Annotated in this window: 22 protein-coding genes; 12 read left to right on the top strand and 10 right to left on the bottom strand. The window is 54.9% G+C overall.

Annotated elements, in window-relative coordinates:
* Positions 1-4: 4 nt before the first annotated feature.
* The 4 genes from ABA45_RS19610 (at position 5) to serS (ending at position 6,113) form a co-directional block, all read left to right on the top strand.
* Entirely contained in the window at positions 5-2,656 is a 2,652-nt protein-coding gene (locus tag ABA45_RS19610) for a DNA translocase FtsK (protein WP_048385804.1), read from the top strand.
* 18 nt (positions 2,657-2,674) lie between these two features.
* Entirely contained in the window at positions 2,675-3,361 is a 687-nt protein-coding gene (gene lolA, locus ABA45_RS10025) for an outer membrane lipoprotein chaperone LolA (RefSeq protein WP_048385802.1), read from the top strand.
* Complete coding sequence (locus ABA45_RS10020) at positions 3,361-4,698, top strand: replication-associated recombination protein A (RefSeq protein ID WP_014871411.1); 1,338 nt, start codon at positions 3,361-3,363, stop codon at positions 4,696-4,698. The genes lolA and ABA45_RS10020 overlap by 1 nt, the downstream gene beginning before the upstream one ends.
* Positions 4,699-4,838: 140 nt before the next feature.
* The gene (gene serS / locus ABA45_RS10015; RefSeq protein WP_048385800.1) at positions 4,839-6,113 is read left to right on the top strand and encodes a serine--tRNA ligase; all 1,275 of its coding nucleotides are present in this window, start codon (positions 4,839-4,841) and stop codon (positions 6,111-6,113) included.
* A 74-nt stretch (positions 6,114-6,187) separates the two neighbouring features.
* Here serS and ABA45_RS10010 read toward each other — a convergent pair whose 3' ends face one another.
* The gene (locus ABA45_RS10010) at positions 6,188-7,264 is read right to left on the bottom strand and encodes a 3-deoxy-7-phosphoheptulonate synthase (protein ID WP_048385798.1); all 1,077 of its coding nucleotides are present in this window, start codon (positions 7,262-7,264) and stop codon (positions 6,188-6,190) included.
* A 113-nt stretch (positions 7,265-7,377) separates the two neighbouring features.
* On the opposite strand from ABA45_RS10010, the gene ABA45_RS10005 reads away from it, so the two are divergent.
* Positions 7,378-9,213 carry a DUF1631 family protein gene (locus ABA45_RS10005; protein ID WP_048385796.1) on the top strand — a complete coding sequence of 612 codons (1,836 nt, stop codon included), beginning with the start codon at positions 7,378-7,380 and terminating at the stop codon, positions 9,211-9,213.
* Entirely contained in the window at positions 9,206-9,628 is a 423-nt protein-coding gene (locus tag ABA45_RS10000; RefSeq protein WP_048385795.1) for a PilZ domain-containing protein, read from the top strand. The genes ABA45_RS10005 and ABA45_RS10000 overlap by 8 nt, the downstream gene beginning before the upstream one ends.
* A gap of 138 nt (positions 9,629-9,766) precedes the next feature.
* Here ABA45_RS10000 and ABA45_RS09995 read toward each other — a convergent pair whose 3' ends face one another.
* The 7 genes from ABA45_RS09995 to gloB form a co-directional block, all read right to left on the bottom strand.
* Positions 9,767-10,561 carry an enoyl-ACP reductase FabI gene (locus tag ABA45_RS09995; protein WP_048385793.1) on the bottom strand — a complete coding sequence of 265 codons (795 nt, stop codon included), beginning with the start codon at positions 10,559-10,561 and terminating at the stop codon, positions 9,767-9,769.
* A gap of 103 nt (positions 10,562-10,664) precedes the next feature.
* Complete coding sequence (locus ABA45_RS09990) at positions 10,665-12,284, bottom strand: ABC transporter ATP-binding protein (RefSeq protein ID WP_048385791.1); 1,620 nt, start codon at positions 12,282-12,284, stop codon at positions 10,665-10,667.
* A 1-nt stretch (position 12,285) separates the two neighbouring features.
* Entirely contained in the window at positions 12,286-13,329 is a 1,044-nt protein-coding gene (locus tag ABA45_RS09985; RefSeq protein WP_048385789.1) for an ABC transporter permease, read from the bottom strand.
* A gap of 3 nt (positions 13,330-13,332) precedes the next feature.
* Positions 13,333-14,415, bottom strand: a complete 1,083-nt coding sequence (locus ABA45_RS09980) for a microcin C ABC transporter permease YejB (protein ID WP_048385788.1) — start codon at positions 14,413-14,415, stop codon at positions 13,333-13,335.
* On the bottom strand, positions 14,416-16,284 hold the full coding sequence (locus tag ABA45_RS09975; RefSeq protein WP_048385786.1) for an extracellular solute-binding protein: 1,869 nt from the start codon (positions 16,282-16,284) through the stop codon (positions 14,416-14,418).
* Positions 16,285-16,324: 40 nt separating this feature from the next.
* A complete protein-coding gene (locus tag ABA45_RS09970) occupies positions 16,325-18,064 on the bottom strand; it encodes a lytic transglycosylase (RefSeq protein WP_048388938.1) in 1,740 nt (579 codons plus the stop codon).
* Between the two features lie 242 nt (positions 18,065-18,306).
* On the bottom strand, positions 18,307-19,110 hold the full coding sequence (gene gloB / locus ABA45_RS09965) for a hydroxyacylglutathione hydrolase (RefSeq protein ID WP_048385784.1): 804 nt from the start codon (positions 19,108-19,110) through the stop codon (positions 18,307-18,309).
* A 150-nt stretch (positions 19,111-19,260) separates the two neighbouring features.
* On the opposite strand from gloB, the gene ABA45_RS09960 reads away from it, so the two are divergent.
* The 4 genes from ABA45_RS09960 (at position 19,261) to ABA45_RS09945 (ending at position 23,108) form a co-directional block, all read left to right on the top strand.
* Complete coding sequence (locus ABA45_RS09960; RefSeq protein ID WP_048385782.1) at positions 19,261-20,043, top strand: class I SAM-dependent methyltransferase; 783 nt, start codon at positions 19,261-19,263, stop codon at positions 20,041-20,043.
* Positions 20,040-20,480 carry a ribonuclease HI gene (gene rnhA / locus ABA45_RS09955; protein WP_048385780.1) on the top strand — a complete coding sequence of 147 codons (441 nt, stop codon included), beginning with the start codon at positions 20,040-20,042 and terminating at the stop codon, positions 20,478-20,480. The genes ABA45_RS09960 and rnhA overlap by 4 nt, the downstream gene beginning before the upstream one ends.
* Before the next feature lie 33 nt (positions 20,481-20,513).
* Positions 20,514-21,224: a DNA polymerase III subunit epsilon gene (gene dnaQ / locus ABA45_RS09950; RefSeq protein ID WP_048385779.1), complete on the top strand. Its 711-nt coding sequence runs from the start codon at positions 20,514-20,516 to the stop codon at positions 21,222-21,224.
* A gap of 174 nt (positions 21,225-21,398) precedes the next feature.
* The gene (locus ABA45_RS09945) at positions 21,399-23,108 is read left to right on the top strand and encodes a hypothetical protein (RefSeq protein WP_048385777.1); all 1,710 of its coding nucleotides are present in this window, start codon (positions 21,399-21,401) and stop codon (positions 23,106-23,108) included.
* A gap of 72 nt (positions 23,109-23,180) precedes the next feature.
* Here the strand turns inward: ABA45_RS09945 and ABA45_RS09940 are convergent, their stop codons facing one another.
* The gene (locus ABA45_RS09940) at positions 23,181-23,495 is read right to left on the bottom strand and encodes an SCP2 sterol-binding domain-containing protein (RefSeq protein ID WP_048385775.1); all 315 of its coding nucleotides are present in this window, start codon (positions 23,493-23,495) and stop codon (positions 23,181-23,183) included.
* Positions 23,496-23,676: 181 nt separating this feature from the next.
* Here ABA45_RS09940 and sohB point away from each other — a divergent pair, with 181 nt between their 5' ends.
* Together sohB and ABA45_RS09930 are read left to right on the top strand one after the other, a co-directional pair.
* A complete protein-coding gene (gene sohB / locus ABA45_RS09935) occupies positions 23,677-24,765 on the top strand; it encodes a protease SohB (protein WP_048385773.1) in 1,089 nt (362 codons plus the stop codon).
* A 48-nt stretch (positions 24,766-24,813) separates the two neighbouring features.
* On the top strand, positions 24,814-25,833 hold the full coding sequence (locus ABA45_RS09930; protein ID WP_048385771.1) for a YhdH/YhfP family quinone oxidoreductase: 1,020 nt from the start codon (positions 24,814-24,816) through the stop codon (positions 25,831-25,833).
* A 207-nt stretch (positions 25,834-26,040) separates the two neighbouring features.
* Here the strand turns inward: ABA45_RS09930 and ABA45_RS09925 are convergent, their stop codons facing one another.
* Complete coding sequence (locus ABA45_RS09925) at positions 26,041-26,283, bottom strand: DUF2970 domain-containing protein (RefSeq protein ID WP_048385769.1); 243 nt, start codon at positions 26,281-26,283, stop codon at positions 26,041-26,043.
* Positions 26,284-26,288: the final 5 nt, after the last annotated feature.

The following is a 26,288-nucleotide window of genomic DNA, read 5'->3' as shown; positions in this document are numbered from 1 at the left end:
CTTCATGGCCGCAAGCGCAAAAGCAAAAGACACATCGGCCCAGCCGTTGACTGATAAACAGCTGCGTTTTCGCAAGCTGTTGTCCCAAGGCGCCCGCGAGGGCGCTGTTATTGCGCTAATTGCCCTGGCAATTTATTTGTGCATGGCGCTGTTCAGCTTCCACGCCAATGACGCCGGTTGGGCCAGTGTGGGGCATGATGCCCAGGTGCTGAATCACGCCGGCCGCAGTGGTGCCTGGTTGGCCAGCCTGCTGCGTAATTTCTTCGGCTACGTGGCATGGCTTTTTCCAGCCATGGTTGCAGGCTACGCGTTGCTGCTGATCCGCCTTCGCAATCGATCCCAAGACGTCCACTGGCCGCTGTTAATCGTGCGTTTTGGCGGGTTTATTCTGATTCTTCTGTCGGCAACCAGTCTGTTGTCGCTGTATTCTCTTTTCGGTCTGGGTGAATCTTCCGGCGGCGTGATGGGTATAGCGGTAGCCGATGCTATGGTGCAGTTTTTTAACCTGCCAGCCACCACTTTAGTATTGATTGCCATATTTTTGTTTGCTCTAACCGTTACCACTGGGCTTTCCTGGTTCTGGCTGATGGACCAGTTGGGCGGCATCGCTCTGAGAGCAATCGCCCGGATACAAGATTGGTTTAAAGGTCGCAATTCGGCCCGGGAAGACGCTGAAGAAGCCGCCGACGATTATCAGCCACCGCTTTTAAACTATAGGGTTGAAGGCAAGTCTTCAAACCAGTTTGATGCCGAGATTCGCGCGGACAGAGCGAGTAAACGAGTGCGTTGGTGGCAGCGCATTCCCGGGCTTGGCGGCCGTGGCCAATCCGAAACGGAGGGCAGCGATGACTCCGAGGACTGGCTTGACTTGAGCGCCGATTCGGACGACGAGCCGGCGCGTATTGAAAGTTTCAGTGCCCATGATGAGAGCGCCGGCGGCAACGACAGCGATTTCGAACTTAGTAAATCCGCAACTGCATCGCGATTACCAGCGCGTACATCTGCAGCGCCTTCCGCTAACAGCACGCCTCAAGGTGGCTCCCAAGGCACCGGCCGTTCATTCAAAATCGCGCCGTTTAAAAAAGACGATCAGGGCAAGCCCGGTGGCAGTAATGGAGCCGGCAAGCAATCTTCGCTGCTGGAAGATATCGAGAGCCCGATTCCACCTATCTCGCTGTTAGACCCGCCAGAGGAGCAGCAGGAAAAAGGCTACACCGAAGAATCCCTGCAACATATGTCGCGGCTGTTGGAAGAAAAACTGGCTGACTTTGGGGTCACTGTCGAAGTAGTCGAGGTGAATCCCGGCCCGGTGATTACCCGTTTCGAGATTAAGCCGGCGGCGGGCGTTAAGGTCAGCAAAATTTCCAACCTGGCGAAAGACCTGGCGCGTTCGCTAGCGGTGCTGAGTGTACGGGTGGTTGAAGTGATCCCCGGAAAATCTGTGGTAGGCATTGAAATTCCCAATGAATACCGTCAGATGGTGCGGCTGAGTGAAGTATTGAGTTCGCGGGTATTTACCGAATCTACCTCTGCGCTGACCATGGCTCTGGGCAACGACATTGGCGGCAACCCCATAGTGGCCAACCTTGCGAAAATGCCCCACCTGCTGGTGGCAGGTACCACCGGTTCCGGTAAATCGGTCGGGGTGAACGCCATGCTGCTGAGCATGTTGCTGAAGGCCGGGCCGGAAGACGTGCGCTTTATTATGGTAGATCCGAAGATGCTGGAACTGAGCATCTACGACGGCATTCCCCACCTGCTGTCGCCGGTGGTTACAGACATGAAAGAAGCCGCCAATGCACTGCGCTGGTGTGTGGCTGAAATGGAACGGCGTTATCGCCTTCTAGCCACCTTGGGCGTGCGTAACCTGGCCGGTTATAACCGTAAGGTAAAAGAAGCGGCGGAGGCCGGTGAGCCCTTGCGAGACCCATTCTGGAAGCCCGACGAATACTTGGATAACGACGAGCAGCAACGGCCGGAACTGGAACCATTGCCTTCTATTGTGGTGGTGATAGACGAATTTGCCGACATGATCATGATTGTTGGTAAAAAAGTGGAAGAGCTTATTGCGCGAATTGCCCAAAAAGCTCGCGCCGCCGGTATCCACCTGATTCTGGCTACTCAGCGGCCGTCGGTGGATGTCATTACCGGTTTGATAAAGGCCAACATTCCCACCCGTATCTCGTTTCAGGTGTCGTCAAAAATTGACTCCCGTACCGTGCTCGACCAAGGCGGTGCGGAGCAGCTGTTAGGCCACGGCGATATGCTGTACTTGCCACCGGGATCTGGCTTGCCTGTGCGGGTACACGGCGCCTTTGTCGACGACGATGAAGTGCATCGGGTGGTTAGTGCCTGGAAAGCCCGAGGCGCACCAGTATACATAGACGACGTTCTTAATGGCGCCGAAGGCGAAAATCTGCCTGGCGTGCCCAGCTTGAACGACGATGACAGCGAAACGGATACTTTGTTCGATGAAGCCGTGGCGTTCGTGACAGAAGGCCGCCGGGTATCAATATCGTCGGTTCAACGTAAATTAAAGATTGGCTATAACCGTGCCGCCAACCTGGTCGAGGCAATGGAAGCTTCGGGGGTTGTCAGTTCGGCAGGCCACAACGGCGCGCGGGAAGTATTGGCTCCGCCGCCTCCACGGAACTAGTGCCCAGGAGCAGGCAATATGGCGAATAAAAGCACAACAGGTGTTTTGAAACAGCTGGCCACAGCGCTGTTCGCAATGATTCTGACCAGCGCGGCAACGGCGGCTGTCAGTGACGATTTACAAAAAGAGGGACTGCATAAAGACGCGGCGACTCAGCTGGCTGCGTTGTTGAGGGGTTACCAGACATACCAGGCTGACTTTATTCAAATTGTGGTGGGCAACGGCGGCGAGAGCGTTCAGGAAAGCCACGGCTCTATGAAGGCCAAGCGTCCGGGAATGTTTTACTGGGAAAGCAAAGCGCCTATGGCCCAGTACATCGTCAGTAACGGCGACGAGGTGTCGGTGTACGATCCAGACCTGGAGCAGGTTACCGTGCACAAGCTAAACAGCGATGTGCAGGCCACGCCGGCTTTGCTGCTGAGCGGTGAGGTGGATAACCTGGCGCAGACCTATGACGTCTCTACCCGCAGGATGGGCGACAACATTCGCGAATTTACGCTAACGCCTAAAAGCCCGGATTCACTGTTCGTCGCGTTGCGGATGTCGTTTTTTGACGGGCAGCTGCAGGAAATGCGAATGGAAGATTCCCTGTCGCAAATCAGTATTATGAGCTTTGATGACATTGTGCTGAACGCGGATATAGCAGCGTCGGTATTCAAGCTGGACTACCCGGCCGGTGTGGATATTATCCGTGACGGTAGCTAATGCAAGATAGCCTGTTTGCCATTAGCGGTGGATTTCGCCCGTTGGCCGCACGCATGCGGCCAACTCGGTTGGCAGACTATGTGGGTCAGCCCCATCTGGTTGGGCCCGGCAAACCGCTACGGCGGGCGGTGGAACAGGGTCAGCTGCATTCAATGATTCTGTGGGGCCCGCCCGGGGTGGGCAAAACCACCTTCGCCCAATTGCTGGCTAACGTGAGTGACCTGGCCTTTGAAAGCGTATCTGCGGTACTCAGCGGGGTAAAAGACATACGCGCGGCTGTTGAGCGTGCGCGGGCACGCAAGCAGGGCAGCGGTCAGGACACCTTGCTGTTTGTGGACGAAGTTCACCGCTTCAATAAAAGCCAGCAAGACGCCTTTTTACCGCACATTGAAGACGGTACCTTTATTTTTGTGGGTGCCACCACCGAAAATCCGTCTTTCGAGTTAAACAGTGCGCTGCTGTCCCGCACCCGCGTTTACGTATTGAAAAACTTGGAAGATGACGACATTCAGCGCTTGCTTATCCGCGCGTTAAGCGCCGAGGAAGGCTTTGGTGGTCGCCTGCGGGTAGCCGAGGACGTATTGGCGATGATGGCCAGCGCCGCCAGCGGCGACGCCCGCAGGGCACTGAATATTCTGGAAGTGGCCGCCGATCTGGCGGAGCCAGACGTTGACGGTGTCGACAGCGTCAGTGAAGACCAGCTTGAGCTGGTGATGCAAACCAGTCTGCGTCGTTTCGATAAAGGCGGCGACGTTTTTTACGACCAGATTTCGGCGTTGCACAAGTCGGTAAGGGGGTCTGATCCAGACGGCTCGCTTTATTGGATGTGCCGTATGCTTGACGGCGGCTGCGACCCGCTATACGTGGCCCGCCGGCTGGTGCGCATCGCCAGTGAAGACATAGGTAACGCCGATCCCAGGGCGCTGCAGCTGACCCTCGAAGCTTGGGATACCCAAGAGCGCCTGGGTTCACCCGAAGGTGAACTTGCGCTGGCGCAAGCGGTGATTTACCTGGCTATGGCGCCAAAAAGCAACGCTGTTTATAAGGCGTTTAATCAGTGTATGGCTGACATCCGCCAAGATAAAGACTTCGAAGTACCGGTACATCTGCGCAACGCACCTACCCAATTGATGAAATCCATGGGCCACGGCGAATCTTATCGTTACGCTCATGACGAACCCGACGCTTTTGCGGCCGGTGAAGGTTACTTACCTGAAGCCATTAGCAAGCGCCGGTATTATGAGCCGGTGGCTCGCGGCCTCGAAATCAAACTCGCTGAAAAACGCCAGCGCCTGGACCAGCTGAACGCCGCCAGCCCACGCAAACGCTATAGCTGAAGCACTGGGTTATGTTTAAGGGTGCCTGTAGCTGAGGCGCTGGGCTTTCTATCAGGCTGAAGCACTGGCCACGGGCTGCCGTGACGGTATAATGGCGGCCTTTCATAAAATCATTGTTAAACCGACCAGTCAGGATAATCATGCTCGACCCAAAACGCGTCCGCAGCCAAACCGAAGAAATTGCCCGCCGTTTGGCCATCAAAAACTTCACCTTCGATACCGCCGCCTTTGAGCAGCTGGAAGAGCGCCGCCGTGGCCTTCAGGTGCGGACCGAGACCCTGCAAGGCGAGCAGAATAAAAAATCCAAGTCCATCGGCAAAGCCAAAGCCTCTGGCGAAGACATACAACCGTTGCTGGATGAAGTAGACGACCTGAAAGCCCGTAAATCTCAGGCCGAAGACCAACTGCGCGAACTTCAGGAAGAACTGAATCATTTTCTTGCCGCTATCCCGAATGTACCGGATGAAGGCGTGCCCGCGGGTAAAGACGACGATGATAACGTTGAGCTTCGCACCTGGGGCACGCCTCGCGTGTTTTCGTTCGAGCCGCAAGACCACGTTGCTCTGGGTGAAGCTCTGAATGGAATGGACTTTGAGACGGCGACGAATCTGGCGCACTCGCGTTTTGTGGTGATGCGTGGTCAAGTGGCCCGCCTGCATCGCGCATTGGCGCAGTTCATGCTGGATTTGCACACCGAAGAGCACGGCTACACCGAAGCTTACGTGCCTTATTTGGTGAACGCCGAAGCACTGTTTGGCACCGGCCAGCTGCCAAAATTTGAAGCAGACCTGTTCCGTGTAGAGAGTGAAAAGCCGCTTTACCTTATTCCCACCGCGGAAGTGCCGGTGACCAACCTGATCGCCGACAGCATTCTGGATGCCGCTGAATTGCCGTTGAAAATGGTCTGTCACACGCCTTGTTTTCGCAGTGAGGCTGGCTCTTACGGCCGTGATACCCGTGGTATGATTCGCCAGCACCAGTTCGACAAGGTAGAGCTGGTTCAGGTTGTGCGGCCTGAAGATTCCGACGCAGCGCTGGATGCATTGACTGGCCACGCTGAAAAAGTATTGCAGCTGCTGGAGTTGCCGTACCGCACCATGGCTCTGTGTGGCGGCGATATGGGTTTTTCTGCTGCTCGCACTTACGATCTGGAGGTATGGCTGCCAGGGCAGCAGAAGTTCCGTGAGATTTCTTCCTGTTCCAATACCCGGGACTTTCAAGCCCGCCGTATGCAGGCGCGCTGGCGCAACCCGGAAACCGGCAAGCCAGAGCCAGTGCACACCCTCAACGGCTCAGGTCTGGCCGTTGGCCGTGCTCTGATTGCGGTGATGGAAAACTATCAGCAGGAAGACGGCAGCATTACAGTGCCGGACGTTCTGAAGCCGTATATGCGTAGTCTGGACAAGATCGGCTAACTCAAATTAAAGCCGGGAACACCGCAGGGACGGATTTCAAATCTGCCCCTGCGGTGTTAAGTCGGTCCTTTATCTTAAGCCCTGGCGCGTTTTGGCAGCACATCTTTGAGCTTGTTACGCATCTCGTGAACTGCTTTTTCGGTGGTGTCCCAGTCAATACAGGCATCGGTAACCGATACGCCATACTTCAGGTCTGCCAAATTCTGCGGGATCGACTGGTTACCCCAGTTGATGTTGCTTTCAATCATCAGGCTCTGGATGGAGGTGTTGCCGTCCAGAATCTGGTTAGACACGTCGTTCATTACCAGGGATTGAATAGCCGGGTCTTTGCTGGAGTTAGCGTGGCTACAATCCACCATGATGGCTTTCCGCAGGCCAGACTTCTCTAGAGCCTGTTCGCACAGGGCCACGTTGACTGAATCATAATTAGGTTTGCCACCACCACCGCGCAGAACCACGTGGCCGTAGTTGTTGCCTTTGGTGCGAATAATGGCAACCTGGCCTTGCTGGTTTATACCCAAAAAGCTGTGGGGGTGAGACACGGATTTCATGGCGTTTACGGCAACGTCTAGATTGCCATCGGTGCCATTTTTAAAGCCAATGGCCATAGACAAGCCGCTGCTCATTTCCCGGTGGGTTTGAGATTCGGTGGTGCGAGCACCAATGGCCGACCAGGAGATCGCATCTTGAAGATACTGCGGGGAAATGGGGTCTAGCGCCTCGGTGGCCGTGGGCAGGCCCAGTTCGCTGATATCAATAAGCAGTTTTCGGCCAATGTGGAGGCCCTGCTGAATATCAAAAGTGTCGTCCAGCCGGGGATCGTTAATCAGACCTTTCCAGCCAACGGTGGTGCGCGGTTTTTCAAAATAGACACGCATCACAATCAGCAGTGTGTCGCTTACTTCGTCAGCCAGCTTTTTCAGGCGCCGGGCATAATCCAGAGCGGCATCAACATCGTGAATGGAGCAGGGGCCTAACACCAGAAACAGCCGGTGATCGGTGCCGTCCATAATGTTGTAGATATCCTGGCGACCTTTCGCCACGGTGGCGGCTGCTTTGTCTGTAAGCGGCAGATCTTGTTTAAGTGTTTCAGGCGGCATCAGTGTTTCCTGGCTCGCCACGTTCAGGTTCTCTAATTTCGTGCCTGACATAGTTATGATTATTCCCTGATAAGAGCACTGGAGGTTTTCGGTAAAGCCTCGGCTAGTCCGTTATACTGCGTTATTTATCCGGCCTTTTCAACGCTCTTGAAAGTGGGAGATCCATGCCTTTAAAGCCGTCACAGCTACCCGCCAGTCAGGCGAAGGCGACAGATTACGGTGCAACGGAACAGGTGCTCAGCAATATTCGAGTGCCGGATTTACCGTATCCGGTGAGTGGCGACTGCGATACTCAGGCCGATGCGTGGCGCGCGTTGATGGCTCAGTTCTGGCAACAGCAAAGCGATGGGAGGGTGAACGACCTGATCAGTGCCGAAGGCGGCGTGTTTAGCGTACGACAGGTTAATGCAGCCTACTTGGCTGATCGGTTGATGGATGTCTTTCTGACCAGCAGTGGCTTTCATCTGGAACTTGTACGCCGCCTGGCTCGTACACGTTTTTATTTAGCCTGGCAGCTGAATGAAACGGGTTCGGCGGCCTTCAGTGACAGCTTGCTGGCTGCGTTTGACGGCTTGCAGTATTGGCGTGGTTGGAGCCCCGGCGCCGGACGTTCGGCGCGGGTGCTGGCCGACCAGCTGGGCGACATGACCGTCGCCATAACAGAGGCGTTTGTGCAGCAAGAAATCGTAAATGCGGATGATTTTTTTCGGCGCTGGAGCGAACTGATTCGGCGTCAGAAAAATCAAACCAACCATTTACATGATCGACTGTTGGCCACGGAGCAGGGTGCGGCCCGCCAGCGTTATGCCGACCAGACCGCGCGGGCGCTGGTTAGCCGGGCGTTGCACGGCCGGCGCTTGCCAGCCACGTTCAATGAGTTTATTGAAAAGTATTGGTTGCCGCTGTTAATCCGTGCACTGCGCGATGGCGGTATGGACGGCAGCGATTTCCGCCACGGGCGCAAGCTGTTGGAATGGTTGGTGTGGTTTGGTGACCCGGCGCTATCTGATGGTCAGCGCGACCGCCTGTACCAGGTGGGCGAACAGATGACAGACCGTTTGCTAGACGTGTGGCAGTGCATCATGGACTCGGCGCTGTCAGCTAACACCCTTTACCGCATCCAGCTGGCGATGATGGAACGCATGCGCGAGAGCAGCAACGGTGAGCTACAATCTACAGATGCGTGCATTGGTGCTATAGCGGCTGACCTGCGCTGGTTGAGCTTAAAAACCCCGTCAGCCACCGAAATAGACGCAACTTCCGGGCGCTGGTACGAAATACATCAAGATAGTGCCGAGCAACGCCGTTACTTTTTTGCTTTTCTGCCCGACACCGCCGAAATTTTGTGGACTAACGGCGCAGGTGTGAAGCTGGGTTTTCAGGATTTCAGCGAGTTTTGTGCTCAGCGCGAGCGCGGCCAGATTAAACCTTTGCAAGACAGTGTGGCGTTCAGCTGTGTACTAATGCAGATACTCGCGGTTCTGGCCGCGGCAGCGGCGCACCAGAAACGCGAGCGGACGACTGCGGCAGCGTTAGCGCACGCTCGGGCAGAGGCGTTGCGTCGCGAGCGACAGCAACGCGAAGAGGAGCACCAGCAACAACTGGAAGCGCGCAAAGTAGAAGTGGAGCGCTTGCAGCTTCAGGCTGAAGATCAACGCCTTGACAAGGCGAAGGCGCAAGAAGAAATGGCTTGGCAGGAGCGCCTGCGGACGGCTGAAAAACAGGTTTTCGGGCTGAAACCGGGGCACTGGATTATGATTCTTGACCCCTTGATTACCGAAGCCGGCGTTGAGCGTATGAAGCTGGCCATGCGCCTGAGTACCCGCCGTAAAATGGTGTTTGTAGACCGTTTTGGGCTGAATCAACGTGAGCTACAGGAGCAGGAACTGGTTGAGTACATTGTGGCCGAACAGATTCGTGTACTGGGCAGCGGTGTGAATTTTGACGACACGCTGAGCGACGTTGTTGGCCGCATAAGGGGAGGGCATTACAGTGGCTGACAAGGACTATATTTTCGGCCTGGCGAATGACGCTCGGTCTCCGGATAATCGTTTTGATTATCGCCTTTGCGCCCAGGCTAAAGCGGTGATCCATCTTGAAACCGCCGAGTCTGTGCAATACACCGACCGGAAACAGGTTCTGGCCTGTCCGGTGCGGGACCTGTCCGCGTCTGGGTTGCGGTTATGGAGCGCTTATTCGTTGCCTGTGGGGGCTTTTGTTCCGGCTCTAATTCACTTGGTGGACGGCCAGCCAGATTACCATTTGACGTTGGAAATCGTCTGGTGCGAGCCTGAACTGGTAGAAGCTTCAGAGCCGCCGACCGGTTACCTAGCTGGCTGTCGGGTGCTTGAATCGGGCGGTACAGATGCAGTGGAATGGCTGGAGGCGGTTGCTATGGCCATGCTGAAAGCCTGATCGGACGTTATTAGCTTGCATCACCCTTCGTCACTTTTTATTAGGCCCGTCAGGTTATTAGGCCCGTCAGGAATGGAATAATGCAAAACGCCGGCATAAGCCGGCGTTTTGCATAACTGATCCCAATCGATCAATTCTTTAAATCTCTGCGTCTTCCAGTTCGCCCATACCCGTAATGTTGAAACCGGCATCGACATACATGATTTCGCCAGTGATACCGCTGGACAGGTCGGAACCCAAGAAAGCCGCGGCGTTGCCGACTTCATTGGTGGTTACGTTGCGGCGCAGCGGGGCGCGCCTTGCATTTTCGGCCAACATTTTGCGGAAGCTCTTGATGCCAGACGCCGCCAGAGTTCTGATCGGCCCGGCAGAGATACCGTTCACGCGAATGCCGTCGCGGCCCAGGCTGGCGGCCATGTAGCGTACGTTAGCTTCCAGGGACGCTTTTGCCAAACCCATAACGTTGTAGTTCTGCAGAACTTTCTCTGCGCCCAGGTAGCTCAGGGTCAGCAGTGAGCTGCCTTCGTGCATCATGCCGCGAGCACCTTTGGCCAGAGCTACAAAGCTGTAGGAGCTGATGTCGTGGGCAATGCGGAAACCTTCACGCGTGGTCACGTCGACGTAGTTGCCGTCAAGCTCGTGGCCCGGGGCGAAACCCACGGCGTGAACGATGATGTCGACGTTGTCCCAGTGCTTGCCAAGTTCAGTGAACACGTTGTTGATTTCGTCATCACTGGCAACATCACAAGGGAAGGTGAGCGTGCTGCCCCATTGTGCGGCGAATTTCTCGACCCGCGGCTGCAGTTTTTCATTTTGGTAAGTGAAGGCCAGTTCGGCGCCTTCGCGGGCGAAGGCTTCAGCGATGCCGTAGGCAATCGACAATTTGCTTGCAACGCCAACGATCAGGGCTCTTTTGCCACTGAGAATTCCCATGGGTGTTCTCCTTATATTAACGCGTTACGCTTTGTAAACGAATGACGCTATGTTCAAGATTTGCGGGCATTATCCCGGTTTGATGGCTGGGCGTAAGGCTCAATTAGTCTAAAGTTTTCTGATAAAAGAAGGCTGCACTCAGCAGCTCCCGTGTGTACGGTTGTTCAGGTGCGGCAAATATCTCGGCGGCTTTGCCATATTCCACAATACGGCCATGCTGCAAAACCAACAGTTTGTGGCTCAGCGCCCGAACCACCGCCAGGTCGTGACTGATAAAAATGTAACTTAGCGCATATTTTCGCTGAAGCGATTGTAACAGCTCAATCACTTGCTTTTGCACGGTTCGGTCCAGAGCCGAAGTTGGCTCGTCCAGAATGATCAAATCCGGCTGCAAAACCAGAGCCCTGGCAATGGCTACACGCTGGCGCTGACCGCCGGAAAATTCGTGCGGGTAACGGTGGCGGTCCTGCGGTTTTAAACCAACGTCCGTCAGCGCCTGCACCACCAGCGCGTCTTGGGCTTCAGGGGTATCTGGCGTATGAATTTCAAGCCCTTCCTGAACAATCTCGGCAATCGACATGCGCGGGCTAAGACTGCCAAACGGATCCTGAAAAACAATCTGAATGCGTTTGCGGAAAGGGCGGAACTGTTTCTGGTTCAGGTTCGCCAAGGGCTGGCCATCCAGGTCAATATGACCGCTGGCCGCTGTCAGTTTCAACAGAGCGTGGCCAATGGTGGTTTTGCCGCTGCCGCTTTCGCCCACAATGCCCAGAGTCTGGCCCCGCTCCAGCTCGAAATTAACGTCTTGTACCGCATGGAAGCTCGATTTTACGCGCCCTAGCAGGGTTTTGGCCGTGGTAAAACGCACATTCAACTCACGAACCCGCAGCAGTAGCGTTGCATTTTCAATGTCAGGTCTGGCAGGCGGTGATTCGGGTGGTTCGGCGTCTAGCAGGCGCTTGGTATACGGATGCTGTGGCGTTGTAAACAGAGTTTTAACTTTGGCCTGTTCCACTAACTGGCCTTGTTCCATCACCACCACCCGGTCAGCATAGCGGCGCACAATGGTCAAATTGTGGGTGATCAGCAAAATGGCCATGCCCAGTTTTTTCTGTAACTGCTGCAACAGTTCCAAGACCTGCTTTTGAACAGTTACGTCCAGTGCGGTGGTGGGCTCGTCAGCGATCAGCAATTCCGGCTCGTTGGCCAGCGCCATAGCGATCATTACCCGCTGTTTCTGCCCGCCAGATAACTGGTGCGGGTAGCTGGCCAGGCGGCTTTTCGGATCGTCTATACCGACCAACTGCAGCAGCTCTATGCAGCGGGCCCTGGCCTGGTCACCGCGCAGGCCTTTGTGCAAGGCCAGTGTTTCGCTGATTTGTTTTTCCACGGTGTGCAGCGGGTTCAGCGAGGTCATCGGCTCCTGGAAAATCATACTGATCTGGCGTCCGCGCACCTGGCGCAGACGGTTTTCCGGGGCTTTTAACAGGTTTTCACCGTGGAACAGAATCTCGCCGCTGGGATAACTAACGTGGCGGGCATCCAACAGGCGCAATACAGACAGCGCTGAAATGGATTTGCCAGAACCACTTTCACCGACCAGAGCCAGGGTTTCTCCGGCGTGTACCTGAATGTCCAGGCCTCGCACCAGCGGCGGTTGGCCGTTAAAGCTAATGGCCAGGTCATTAATGGATAATAACGGCTGTGTTTTTTGACCCGCCATATCAGTTTTTCCTCGGGTCAAAAGCATCGCGCACCGCTTCGCCGACAAACACCAGCAACGTCAGCATCACCGACAGGGACACGAACGCCGAGATACCCAGCCAGGGGGCGTGTAGATTGGCTTTGCCTTGGGCAATCAGTTCGCCCAACGACGGCGAACCGGAAGGCAGACCAAAACCCAGAAAATCTAGTGAGGTCAGTCCGGTAATGGCGCCGGTTAATATAAACGGCAAAAAGGTGAGAGTGGCCACCATGGCGTTGGGCAAAATATGGCGGAACATAATTTTCCGGTTATCCAGCCCCAGTGCCCTTGCCGCCTTCACATATTCAAAATTACGCGCGCGCAAAAACTCGGCACGCACCACATCTACCAGCCCCATCCAGCTGAACAGCAGCATAATACCCAGTAGCCACCAGAAGTTTGGCTGCACAATGCCAGACAGAATAATCAGCAAGTAAAGCACCGGAAGGCCGGACCAGATTTCAATAAAACGCTGGCCGAACAGGTCCACTTTGCCGCCGTAAAAACCTTGCAGTGCGCCTACGGTAACGCCTACAACGCAGCTGGCCAGGGTCAGAATCAGCCCGAACAGTACGGAAATGCGAAAGCCGTAAATAACTCTGGCGGCAACGTCGCGGCCCTGATCGTCTGTGCCTAGCCAGTTTTCGGCGCTGGGCGGCGCCGGTGAAGGCACGTCCAGATTGTAATTGATGGTGTTGTAACTGAAGCGAATGGGTGGCCACAGCATCCAGCCGTGGGCGTTTATTTCATCAGCGATAAACGGGTCGCGGTAATCTGCAGTGGTGGGCAAAAAGCCGCCAAAAGTTTCCTCTGGAACATCCTGAACAACCGGGGCGTACAACTGGCCCTGATACGACACCAGCAGCGGCGAATCGTTGGCAATGACCTCTGCTATCAGAGCCAGTCCGAACAGCAGCAAAAACACCCACAGCGACCAAAAGCCGCGACGATTGGCGCGGAAGTTAGCGAGCCTGCGCTTCTGTATGGGGGTAAGCTTTGAGAACGATGCGGTCAAGGTTGCCACGGGTCAGGCACCTTCCCGGCTTTCGAAGTCAATGCGCGGGTCTACCAATACGTAGGTAATGTCGCTGATCAGCTTCAGCAACAGGCCCATCAGAGTAAATATGAACAGGGTGCCAAATATCACTGGATAATCCCGGTTCAGGGCCGCTTCAAAGCCCAGTAGCCCAAGACCGTCGAGGGAGAAGATAACTTCAATCAGCAAGGCTCCGGTGAAAAACAGCGACACCAGAACCCCGGGCAGACTGGCGATCACAATCAGCATGGCGTTGCGGAAGACGTGGCCATAAAGCACCTGTTTTTCTTCCAGGCCTTTTGCGCGGGCAGTGACCACGTAGTGCTTGCCGATTTCATCCATAAACGAGTTTTTGGTGAGTAGGGTGAGCGTGGCAAAACCGCCAATCACATTGGCCGTCACCGGCAGCGCCAGGTGCCAGAAATAGTCGCCCACTTGCTGATACCAGGTCATTTCATCGAAATTGCTGGAGGTAAGCCCGCGCAGGGGGAACCAGTCATAGTAGCTGCCGCCGGCAAACAGTACGATCAGCAAAATGGCAAACAGGAAGCCGGGAATGGCATAGCCAATCACAATTGCCGAACTGCTCCATACGTCAAAGCGTGAGCCGTCACTGACCGCTTTACGAATGCCCAGGGGAATAGAAATCAGATAGATAATAAGCGTGGACCAGAGCCCGAGGGAAATGGACACCGGCATTTTGTCCACAATCAGTTCGAGTACGCTTTTATCACGAAAAAACGAGTCGCCAAAATCGAGAGTGGCGTAGTCCTTGAACATTTTAAAAAAGCGCTCGTGGGCGGGCTTGTCGAAGCCGTACATGACTTCGATTTCTTTCAGCAATTCGTCTGGAATACCCCGGCTACCCCGGCTATCGTTGCTGGTGACGACTTCGCCGCTGCTGTCGCCGCCTCCGGCACGGGCCAGAGTGTTGCCACCGTGGCCCTGCATTTGGGCAATCATTTGTTCAATCGGGCCGCCCGGGGCCGCCTGAACAATGACGAAATTGAGCAGCATAATGCCGATCAGAGTGGGGATAATTAGCGCCAACCGGCGCAGAATGTAAACGCCCATTTAGCGTTCTACCCACCAATTGTTGATGTCGACGCCGTTTTTCGCAGCGTGTCCCGGGTGCTTGAGATATGACCAGTAGGCTACTCGGTCACTGGCCAGATACCAGTGTGGCACCACGTAATAGTTGTTTAACAAAACCCGGTCCAGTGCACGGGTGCGGTACACCAGTTCTTCGCGGTCGGGCGCTTGAATCACTTGCTCGACCAATGCATCCACCACCGGGTTATTCACGCCAGCGTAATTGCGTGAACCGTTTACATCTAGGCTATTGGAGTGCCAGTAGTCGCGCTGCTCGTTGCCGGGGGAGTCAGACTGGCCAAATACTTGGGTGGTCATGTCGTAATCAAACGAGCGAACCCGCTGCACGTACTGATTGCTGTCTACCAGGCGTACAGTAACGTCTACCCCCAGGCGTGCCAGGTTGTTTTTGAACGGCAATACCACTCGCTCAAACGTTTTCTGAAACAACAGCACTTCAAAGGCCAGCGTTTCTCCTGTTTCACTGTGTACCATCTTGCCGTTCTTGATGCTGTAGCCGGCGGCGCGAAGTTCCTCCAATGCAATTTTGAGGTTGGCGCGCACGCCTTGTTGGCCGTCGGTCACCGGAGGCTGATAGGCTTGATTGAACACCCGTGGCGGCAATGAATCGCGGTAGCGTTCAAGAATTTCCAGCTCGCGGCCTTCGGGCAAGCCGGAAGACGCCAAGTCGCTGTTGGCGAAATAGCTGTCGCTACGAATGTACTGGTCATAAAACAGGTTTTGGTTGGCCCACTCAAAATCGAACGCGTAGGTCAGCGCTTTGCGAACTCTGGGGTCACTGAAAATGGCCTTTCGAGTATTGAACACAAAACCCTGCATGCCGGCTGGCCGCTGGTGGCCAATGGCTTCGGTGATAATTTCACCGCTTTCGAAGCGTTGCCCGGTGTAGGAGGTAGCCCAGTTTTTGGCTGAAGACTCCAGGCGAAAATCAAAATTACCCGCTTTGAACGCCTCCAGCGCGACTGTGTCGTCATTATAATAATCATAGCGAATCTGGTTAAAGTTGTAGCGGCCTTTGCGCACGCCCAAATCTTTTGCCCAGTAGTCCTCCACTCGTTCATAGGTCACTGACCGCCCGGCATCGAATTCGGCAATCCGATAGGGGCCGCTTCCAAGTGGAGGCGTTAAGCCGCTGTCGCCGAATTCGCGATCTGCCCAGTAGTGTGCCGGCAGTATCGGCAGCTGGCCCAGAATCATCGGTAATTCGCGGTTTTTAGTGGTGTCGAAATCGAATCGTATGCGCTGGGGACTCTCCACGGTTACGTTGCTGACATCGGCGTAATAGTTGCGGAAAAACGGGTGGCCTTCAGTAACAAGCGTGTTAAAGGAAAATGCGACGTCTTCGGCGGTAATCTGTTCGCCGTCTTGAAAACGGGCTTCGGAGCGCAAGTTGAACACCACGTAGCTGCGGTCGGCGGGTGTTTCAATGGATTCGGCAATTAGGCCGTAGGCTGAGAATGGCTCGTCGGCGGATGACTCCATCAGGGTGTCGTAAAGATAACCACTGATGCCAGCCGCCGCCACTCCGCGTAAGTGAAATGGGTTGAAAGTGTCAAAACCGTTGGCAACGACTGCAAGGCGCAAAGTGTCGCCTTTCGGGGCATTGGGATTGACGTAGTCGAAATGGGGAAAACCCGGTGGGTATTTGGTATCGCCATGCATGGCGATGCCGTGCTGGGGAGTGTTAAAAGGCGCGGAGTTTGCGGCTGGGGGTGCTTCGCTGTTTTGCGCCATCAGGGGCGTTGCGAGCATCACCAAGCCAATGGAGGCGACACAAAGTAAGTGGTTAAAAAGCCGGGCCAATGATGTATTCGAGCGTCTTTTTATCATGGGTACCTTTGTTGTTTTAACCACGTTTATGGTGACCCGGTTATGGGCTGTTACGGATGTCCACGTAGAGTACCAGACTTTGCCCAGGTTGCAGATAATGCTCGGTATTTAGGTCATTCCAGCCAGCGATGTCGCTGATGTTCACCGAAAAGCGCCCAGCAATGGCCGCCAGTGAATCACCTTTGCGCACGCTGTAGCCGATTTTGCGCACCAGGGCTTTGATCCGCGCACTGGCACTGGAACCAGAACTGGCCACCGTGGTTTCGGCGTTCTGCGACCAGATCACGAGCTTCTTGCCCGGGATCAGTGGGTCGCCGGGTGCCATGCTGTTCCAGGCAGCCAGTTCACGCACTTTCACCCGGTGTTCTCGGGCGATATCCCAGAAGGTGTCCCCGGACCGAACGTGGTAGCTGACTTTGTCGCCATCACGCGGCCGCGACTGTTTCTGTTCCAGACGCTGGGCGGCGCTTAGGGCATAGGTTTCGCTGTCGCCGGTTGCGGATGGGATCATCAGGCGCTGACCGATACGGATTGTGTCGCCGTTGAGTTTGTTGAGCTTGCGGATGACCGGTGCGGTGGTTTCAAATCGCTGGGCTATGGTGCTTAGGCTATCCCCGGAGCGCACCCTGTAGTTTTGCCAGGACACACGTTGATTGACCGGGTAGGTTTTCAGGGCCTTGCGAAAGCGTTCTGCGCTGGCCACGGGCACTAGCAAACGGTGTGGGCCATCGGGATTAGTGGCCCAGCGGTTAAATGATGGGTTTAGCAGGTACATTTCGTCTATATCGGTCGCAGCCAGTTCGGCGGCTTTGGCCAAGTCTAGCTGCGAGCCGGTTTCAACCACGGCGAAGTAAGGCTCGTTGGCCAATGCTGGTAGATCGATGCCATAAGCTTGCGGATCGGCGAAGATTTTCGCCAGAGCCAGTAGCTTCGGTACGTAGTGACGGGTTTCTCTCGGCAGCTTCAGCGACCAGAAATCTGTTGGTTTGTCAGCGTTTTGATTACGACGTATAGCGCTGGAAACAGTGCCGCCGCCGCTGTTGTACGCAGCCAACGCAAGCGTGAAGTCGCCGTCAAAACGTTTGCTCAGGCGTTCGAGGTAGGTTAAAGCAGCGTCGGTAGCAGCGATCACATCGCGGCGGTCATCGTGCCACCAGCTTTGGGTTAAGCCGAAGTATTTTCCGGTGGCCGGTACAAACTGCCAGAGCCCGGCGGCACGGCCGTGGGAGTAAGCGAACGGGTCAAACGCACTTTCTACAATGGGCAGCAAGGCCAGTTCTGTAGGCAGGCCACGGCGTTCGGTCTCGCTGACGATGTAGTGAAAGTAGCGGCCACCGCGCTCCATCACCCGCTCAATGTAGCGAGGGTGACTGGCAAACCAGGCCAGTTGCTGTTCCAGCCGCGGTTGGTCTACCTCATGATCCAGCGCAAAGCCATCCCGCAGGCGTTGCCACAAATCGGTGTTCTCGGTCTTGGTCCCGTTTTCGAACGCGTTATCGGCCAGTGTTGCGGGCTGTTCAATGTTGGCGGTGTTTAGCTTACTTCGGGCGGTTCTGGCTTGGGCTTTTAGTTCGGGGGCAATGGCGTCGTCTAACGGGTCATCTTGGCTGGCATGGACTTGGTCTTTGATGACCGCCTCTTTAAAGTTTCCATCACCCCTGGCGACAGCTACATGTGTGGAATCGAGAGGGTCATCAGCGCTGCTGAGGGAGCGTTCACTGGCGCAACCAGCAATAAGAGCGGCGCTAAGCAGGCAAGTTAATAATCGGTTGGGCAACATAAATACACGTTCCGAGAAAATAGCGGGCCAAATCAGTGGCAAATTGCGTCCGGCGATTTTGGCTGCCAATAGAAAGGTAGAGAGAGTTTATGGGTGTGGTTTACCAGCGGTCAAGAAACCGATTGTTACCGCTGCGAGAGGATCGTACACACTAGGGACAGATTTTAAATCTGCCCCTAGTGTTGCCGAGCCAAAAACCACGAACCAGGGACAGATTTTAAATCTGTCCCTATCTTGATCTGTTAGCCCCGAAAGTGATCCTTGCTGTGACGAATCGCGGCGAAGACGTCGTCTGGGCAGTTTATGGGTAGTTTGTGCTCACCAGCATAGCTTTCTGCAACACGAATCACGTCTGGATCGTCCCAACGCAGAAACAGGTTCAGGCGTTTTTCCTGAGCCAGGGTGGACGGCACTGTTGCCGTGTTGTTCGCCCGTGCCTGCTCGCATTGCTGTTCAAACTCGGCCAGTGCACTTGATTGTGGTAACCAGCTGCGGGCAAACCTGAGATTCGCCAGGGTGTACTCGTGAGCGCAATAGACGGCTGTGTTATCAGGCAACTGACGCAGGCTTTCCAAGGATTGGCGCATCTGCGCCGGTGTTCCTTCAAAGAGCCGGCCACAACCCGAAACGAACAGAGTATCGCCGGCGAACAGCAGCGGTCGCCCGGTTATGGATGTGTCGTCGGTAAAAAAGGCGATATGGTCCAGCGTGTGGCCCGGGACCGCCATGCTGGTGAACGTAATGCCCTCCCATAGCGCGGTGTCGCCAGGATGGATGGGGTTTGTGCTGCCTTTGAACGGGCTGTCGGCCGGACCAATTATGCGGCAGTCGGGATACGTTTCGCGCAGCGCTTTAACACCGCCAACGTGATCAGGGTGGTGATGGGTGATTAGAATGACGGTAAGCGTCAGGCCCTGTTGCGCCAGGTGGTCCAGAACAGGTTGTGCCTGGCCCGGATCCACGATCAGGGCGTTGTGCCGGTGCGGGTCAGCGATACACCATATATAGTTGTCATTGAACGCCGGTATTGCAGAAATCGTCAACATAACCCACCCATGTGCTTAGCTAATGTGGCTGCTATGATAAAGCATTCATCGATTTACCCCAAAACTTGCAGGCCCGGGTGGCGTGCGACGGCTTAGCTTTAGAGTTTAAAAGTGGGGTTAAAAAGCAGGGCCAACAGGAGCAGCAGTATAGTGAAACTCGAAGAAGCTATTGATTACCAGGCGCGCCATGACAGCTTCGAGCAATGGTTCCAGACGCCGCTTGGCCGGGCTCTGCTTGCAGATCAGCGCCAGTACCTGGACCACAAATTGGCCAGCCACACCGGCGCCCGTCAGTTGCAGGTCGGCGTAAGCCATCGCCTGCCGCTCGCCACCGGCACCGACTTTTTACAACGAATTATTACCGTGCCGCAATGGCATTCGGATATTTCTGGCGGGGTTGCGGTTTGCGACGCGGATGAACTGCCATTTCCCGGTGATTCGATGGATCTGGTTATTTTGCCCCACACGGCGGATTTTTCCCGTTTCCCCCATCAGGTTCTGCGGGAGTCGGCAAGGGTGTTACGGGGAGAGGGCTGCATTGCCATTACCGGTTTTAATCCATTCAGTGTTTGGGGCCTGCGCCGACTTTTGTCCGGGCGCTTTGGCAGGCCGTCGGGCGGTCCTTGGGGCGGGCTTTTTATACCAGCAGGTCGAATGGAAGACTGGTTGCGGTTATTGGGCTTTCAGATAGAACATTCGGTGACCCGATTTTACGGTCTACCGTTACAGCGCTGGGCACGTAATTCGGTGCAGCAGCAGCCTAGCGGATTTATGCCGGGCGGCGCTTATTACTGTATCCTTGCGCGCAAGCGTGAATTGGCACGCACGCCTGGCCGACGTGCGTGGAGTAAAAGCAAGGTTATACGCCTGGCGGGTAGTCGCCCGGTGGGAGTGGCGCGTACTAGCCATAAGAATGATCAGGAGAGTGAATGAGCGGTAACGTGATTATGTACACCGACGGCGCCTGCAAGGGCAACCCAGGGCGCGGCGGTTGGGGAGTGGTGCTACGCTGGGGCGAGGTTTGCAAAACCTTGCACGGTGGCGAGCAGCACACCACCAATAACCGCATGGAGCTGATGGCCGCGATTGAAGGGCTGAAAGCGCTGAAGCGCGATTGTGACGTAGAGCTCTACACCGACTCTCAATATGTACGGAAAGGCATCACCGAGTGGCTGGCCGGCTGGAAACGCAACGGTTGGAAAACGGCGGCTAAAAAGCCGGTTAAAAATGACGATCTGTGGAAAGCTTTGGATGAACAAAGTGAGCGCCACCGGGTAAACTGGCATTGGGTGAAAGGGCACGCCGGCGTGCCGGATAACGAACTGGCTGACCAGCTGGCGAATCAGGGCGTTGAAGAACTGAACGGTTAACCGGCTCAACGTAAAGTAGTAAAGGGTAACTGCATGCGACAAATTGTACTTGATACCGAAACCACCGGTATTAACCCCAACGAAGGCCATCGGATTATCGAAATTGGCTGCATAGAGCTGGTTGAGCGAGCATTAACCGGGCGCAACTATCATGTTTACGTAAATCCTGGCCGCGAAGTAGAAGCCGAAGCGGTTGCCATACACGGCATCACCAATGAGTTTCTGGCAGACAAGCCGCTGTTTGCGGTTGTTGCTGATGAATTTTTTGAGTTTATCCGCGGCGCGGAGTTGGTGATCCACAACGCAGCATTTGACGTCGGCTTTATGGACGCCGAATTTGGCCGTCTTGACGGCGGACGCAAAACCGCCGAACACTGCGGAATTGTTGATACTCTGGCCATTGCCCGCAAGCGCCACCCCGGTCAAAAAAACAACCTGAACGCGCTGTGCAAACGCTACGGAGTAGACAACAGCAATCGCGAATTGCACGGTGCTTTGCTGGATGCGGAAATTCTAGCCGATGTGTACTTGCTGTTAACAGGCGGCCAAACCGCGCTGTTGCTGGATTCTGGCTCAGGTGAGGGTGCCTACGGCGATGGTATCCGCCGGGTGCAGGCCGCCCGCGATGCATTGCAGGTGATTCGTGCCAGTGCAGATGAAGATCTGGCCCATCGCGAGTTTATGGCGATGATGGAAAAGAAAGCTGGCTCGACTGTGTGGAGCCAGGTTCTGGGAGCAGAATGAGAACTGCATCAGGAACTGCGTAGCAAACTGGGTAGAAAGAAATTACCTGACCCTGACGCCTTGGTTGAGTGGCGTGAAAATTGTGTTATAACTGAAGAACGTTACGACATTTTTTGATGTAATCGGTTAAACAGCGTGCGGTGCCACCGCAGGGTCAACAGGGAAGCGTAAGTTATGGTGCAATCGTCTCTGGCAACGAAATCGCAGTCATTCGATCTCGTTAAAAGTGAAATCGAGCAAACCATCCGGCAGGCTGAAAACGGCCTTGCGCGCTTTCAGGAAAACCGGGAGAGTGAAGAAGATCTGCAAAACTGCCTGGACTGTCTGAACCAGCTGCGGGGAATCTTCACACTGGTGGAGCTGCGTGGCGGGACCTTGCTCTGCGAGGAGGCGGTAAGCACCTGTAATAACGTTCCAGTGGGTGCAGCCACCGACAAAAATATTCTGTTAACCACGCTCAACAAAGCCTTATTTGTATTGCGCCGATACGTGGAATACCACCACAATCAGCGTCAGGACCACCCCAATCTGCTGTTACCGGTGATCAACGAACTGCGCGAAGCGCGCAACGAAGCTGTTTACCCGGAATCCTGGCATTTCAAGCTTGACCTTGCGCAACGTCCGGACTTCTGCAAAGGCATGAAACTGCGGCCCGTCGCCGACTACACCAAAAACTACGACATTATGGCCCGGCGCATGCGCTTGACCTACCAAGTGGCGCTGCTCGGCATTTTGCACGAACGCAACGACGCAGTCACAAAGAAGCTCATCAGCCGCGCCGCTCGTGGTTTTGCGCGGCTGTGCAACGGCAAACCCCAAGGTCAGCTATGGTGCCTGGTGGAAATTGTTGCCGATACCATGCTTGACCGTGCAATGATGTTTTCCAAGGCTCGTAAACGCTTGTTCATGGCGGTTGAGAAATACGCCCGCCAACTGGTTTACGTGGGTGCTGATTCTGCCAATAAACCAATACCTGACGACTTGCTTACCGATCTGGTGTACCTGTTGCATTGCAGCGGCTCGGCCAATCCCGAAGTCGCGCAGGTGCTTCAAGCCTTTCGCTTGGCGCCGACAGAATTTTCGGACGCGATTCTGGAAGCTCATTCCCGCAAACTTTATGGCCCGGGCAGTGACGTGCTCAAGTCCCTGTCAGAAGCAATGCAGGATGAGCTAAACCAGCTAAAAGACAAACTGGACATTATTGAGCGTGGTATCGAGCCGGACTTGGCCGAACTGGGATCGATTGCCGAGACCTTGGAAAAGTTGGCTAACACGCTGGTTATGTTGGACTTGAAGCGTTTGGCTACAACCGCTAACAAGGAAGCCGTTAAGCTGCGGCAGCTGGAGCGCGAAACGCGTCTGCCAGACGAAACCGAACTGCACAGTCTGGCGGACTCTGTGCTTGGTATTGAAGAAGTTGTGTTGCAGATTGCCAACCGTGGCATTTCCAACGATGCAGATATGGCAAGCGTCAACCCGTCTGATAGCCGTGAAGAGTCACTGTGCCTGCGCGAAGCCGTGTGGGTGGTCGCGGATGAAGCCCGTAACGCGCTGACTCTAGCCAAACGAGCGATAACAGCGTTCATTGAATCGGATTACGACAAACTGCACCTGGCTAACGTGCCCACCACCCTGCACACCATTTGGGGTGGACTGGTGATGATTAACGACCCGGATGCCGCTGAATTGCTGGAGCGTGTTGGTGATGCCATACAGCACCAGCTTTTGGACAACCGCGAGCCGCCATCCGAACAGGTGCTGGAAGCCATGGCGGATGCTCTGACATCCCTCGAATACTACATTGGCAACATTGGCAAGCACGAGCCCGGAAATGCCGACCTGTTACGCCTGGCGAAAACGTCTTTGGACGAAGTTCGTCTTTAGAACCGACGATTTCGCAAACCCGGAACGAAAAAAACCTGCCGACATGGCAGGTTTTTTTAAACGCGGACAGACCTAGCCCATCTTAAACAGGTCGCCGAGTTTGGTCGCCAACATCATGTCGCCTTCGGCGCGCAGTTGGCCAGCCATGAACGCCTGCATGCCGTCAGTTTCACCAGAAACGACGTCTTCCAGGGTTTCGGAATTCATGATCAGGGTAACGGAAGGGTCGTCGTGGGCGCCTTCGTGGAGCTTGCAGGTGCCGTCGTTAATCACCAAGTGGTAGGTTTTGTCGTCTTCAATATTGAATTGAAAAACCAGTTCCAGACCTTGCGCGGCTTCGGCGTTAAAACTCTGTTCCAGCTTCTCAAAGATTTTTTCTACGGACATAAATTTATCCTTCAAATGGTTGCGATGACGGCGACACAGCCTGACTCTTTTGCTGACTTTATGGCCGGTAGCGACAGCTGTCAAGTGCATTCAAACGATTGTTTTAATTTATGCCTGGGTTATCACCCGATGAGCTCTGGGTTACACTTGAATGCTTATCTGAACCTATGGGAGAAAATCTTTGGAATTCCTTGCAGACTATGGTCTTTTCCTTGCTAAAGCCGTCACCTTGGTGCTGGCTGTGGTGGTGATTATTACCCTAATTATCTCCGCTGCCCAGCGGGAGAAAAGCGGTGAACACGAAGACGGTGAGCTGCGCATCCGCAAACTCAATGACAACTACCGAAAATTGCGTGAGGGCATCGAAGCGCGATTGATGACGGACCTCGATCGCAAAGCCTTTGCCAAGTTGCGCAAAAAAGAAGAGAAAGCCGAGCGCAAAGCTGAAAAGGTAAAAGCCAAAGCTAAAAGCGCAAAAAGCGACACCACTGAGATCGCGGACGACGCCGTTAAAACCCGAGTGTTTGTGCTGGATTTTGATGGTGACATAAAAGCCAGTGACACCGAGGGCTTGCGCCGTGCTATTACGGCGGTACTCAGTGTGGCCAAGCCGGAGCAGGACGAAGTGGTCGTGCGTCTGGAAAGCGGCGGCGGCATGGTACATTCCTACGGCCTGGCGGCAGCACAGCTGGACCGCATCCGCGCCAAAGGCCTGAACTTAACAGTGTGTGTCGATAAAGTAGCCGCTAGCGGTGGCTATATGATGGCCTGCGTAGCAGACCGCATTGTGGCGTCGCCGTTTGCGATTCTGGGCTCCATCGGCGTGGTGGCGCAGCTGCCCAACGTGCACCGGTTGCTGAAAAAGAACAACGTGGACTTTGAAGTATTGACGGCCGGTGAGCACAAACGCACCCTTACCGTGTTTGGTGAAAACACCGACAAAGGCCGGCAGAAGTTTTTGGCAGACCTTGAAGACATTCATCAGCTGTTCAAAGATTACGTGGGTGAACGCCGGCCCCAGCTAGACATGGCAGCGGTTGCCAACGGTGATATCTGGTTTGGCCGCCGTGCGTTAGACGTAAAGCTGATTGACGCTATACAAACTTCAGACGAGTATTTGCTGGAAGCGGTGGAACGCGCAGATGTGGTGTCGGTGACGTATCAACGCAAACGCACATTACCGGAAAAACTTGGTCTGGCAGCCAGTGCTGCCGTTGAGCATACGGTTTGGCGCTTGATAAGCGTATTCCGCAACCAGAACTTGCATTAAAAAGCCCTGTAGGTAATGCCTTACAGTGCCCCAAACCAGGAGTCGTCAATGAGTGAATCTCAGAGCAAGCCGCAGCAAAATGGACAGGCTTATCAAGCCTGGCAGGTTAGCGAACAGGATGGCGGTTATCGCGGCTGCGAAACGACGCTGAGTACAGCCGATTTGCCGGCTGGCGACGTGCTGATCCGGGTCAGCCACTCATCACTCAACTACAAAGACGCGCTGTCTGCCTCGGGCAATAAAGGCGTTACCCGACAGTTCCCTCACACACCTGGTATTGATGCCGCGGGGGAAGTGATCGAGTCGGCAACCGGTAAGCCTGCGGTCGGCAGTCAAGTGCTGGTGACCGGTTACGATTTGGGCATGAACACCGCTGGAGGATTTGGTGAATACATTCGCGTGCCCGCAGCGTGGTGTATTGCCATGCCTGAGGGCTGGATGGCAAAAACCGCCATGATCTATGGTACTGCAGGGCTTACGGCCGGTCTGAGCGTCCACAAGCTGCTAACCATGGGCGCAACACCCGAACAGGGTAAAGTGGCGGTTTCGGGCGCCAGCGGCGCGGTAGGCAGCGTAGCAGTGGAAATTCTATCGGTTCTGGGTTTTGATGTGGTGGCTATCAGCGGCAAAGCCGAGCAGGTAGACACTTTGCGTACCTTGGGTGCGGCTGAAATTTTGGGCCGTGATGCGCTGGAGGCGCAAAAGAAACCGATGTTGAAACCGACGTTCGCCAACGCGGTGGATACCGTAGGTGGCGCACCGCTAGCAGAACTGCTGAAGCAGGTACAGCCCGGTGGATCTGTCAGCTGTTGCGGCCTGGTGGCCGGCATTGAATTGCCTGTCACCGTGCTGCCGTTCATATTGCGCGGCGTGAACCTGTTAGGTATCGACTCGGTAGAAATTCCGCTGGCGGATAAACACGTCATTTGGGACAAGTTGGCCGGCCCTTGGGGCTGTCCGGAAACGGAAAAGTCCGCCAAGGTCATCGGGCGCAGTGATCTTGCCAGCGCACTGGAAGCATTTCTGGCAGGCAAGTCCAGTGGCAAGATTGTGTTGGAACACGGCTAATTAACCCCGAGAGTGGCAAATAGCGCGATTCGTGCTTAACTGTGAACAGACATTCTTACAGTTAAGCACGGGGAAAGGAAAATGAGTAAATCTGTACGCAGTGATAGCCAAGTCGACGCCATTGCGGCCGTTGTGTTGATAACACTTGCAGTTGCTTTTGCGGTGATCTGGGTTTCTGGCCAGTAAGTTGCTATTGGATATAAACGATCAGGCGGTGGCCAGCACCACATTTACAAGAAGAATCAAGCCGCCAATCAACAAGATCGTAAACAATATCCCGCCAACAATGTAGGCCCACGGGCTCGGGTTGGCGAAATCTTCTTGGTGGCGCTTGCTGGATTGAACGCCCAGAGCGCCCGCCGAAATACTCTGCATCACTTTCAATAAGCTCGGCCGCGGCAGCGCTTTGCTGCCGGGCTGAGCGCCTTCATCCTTGCTTTTCGTGTCCATAACCG

Origin of the sequence: Marinobacter psychrophilus (assembly GCF_001043175.1) — a bacterium.
In the GTDB taxonomy this organism is placed as follows: domain Bacteria; phylum Pseudomonadota; class Gammaproteobacteria; order Pseudomonadales; family Oleiphilaceae; genus Marinobacter; species Marinobacter psychrophilus.
Note: the sequence above shows the minus strand (reverse complement) of the source record. Positions and strands in the feature narration are given on the sequence as shown.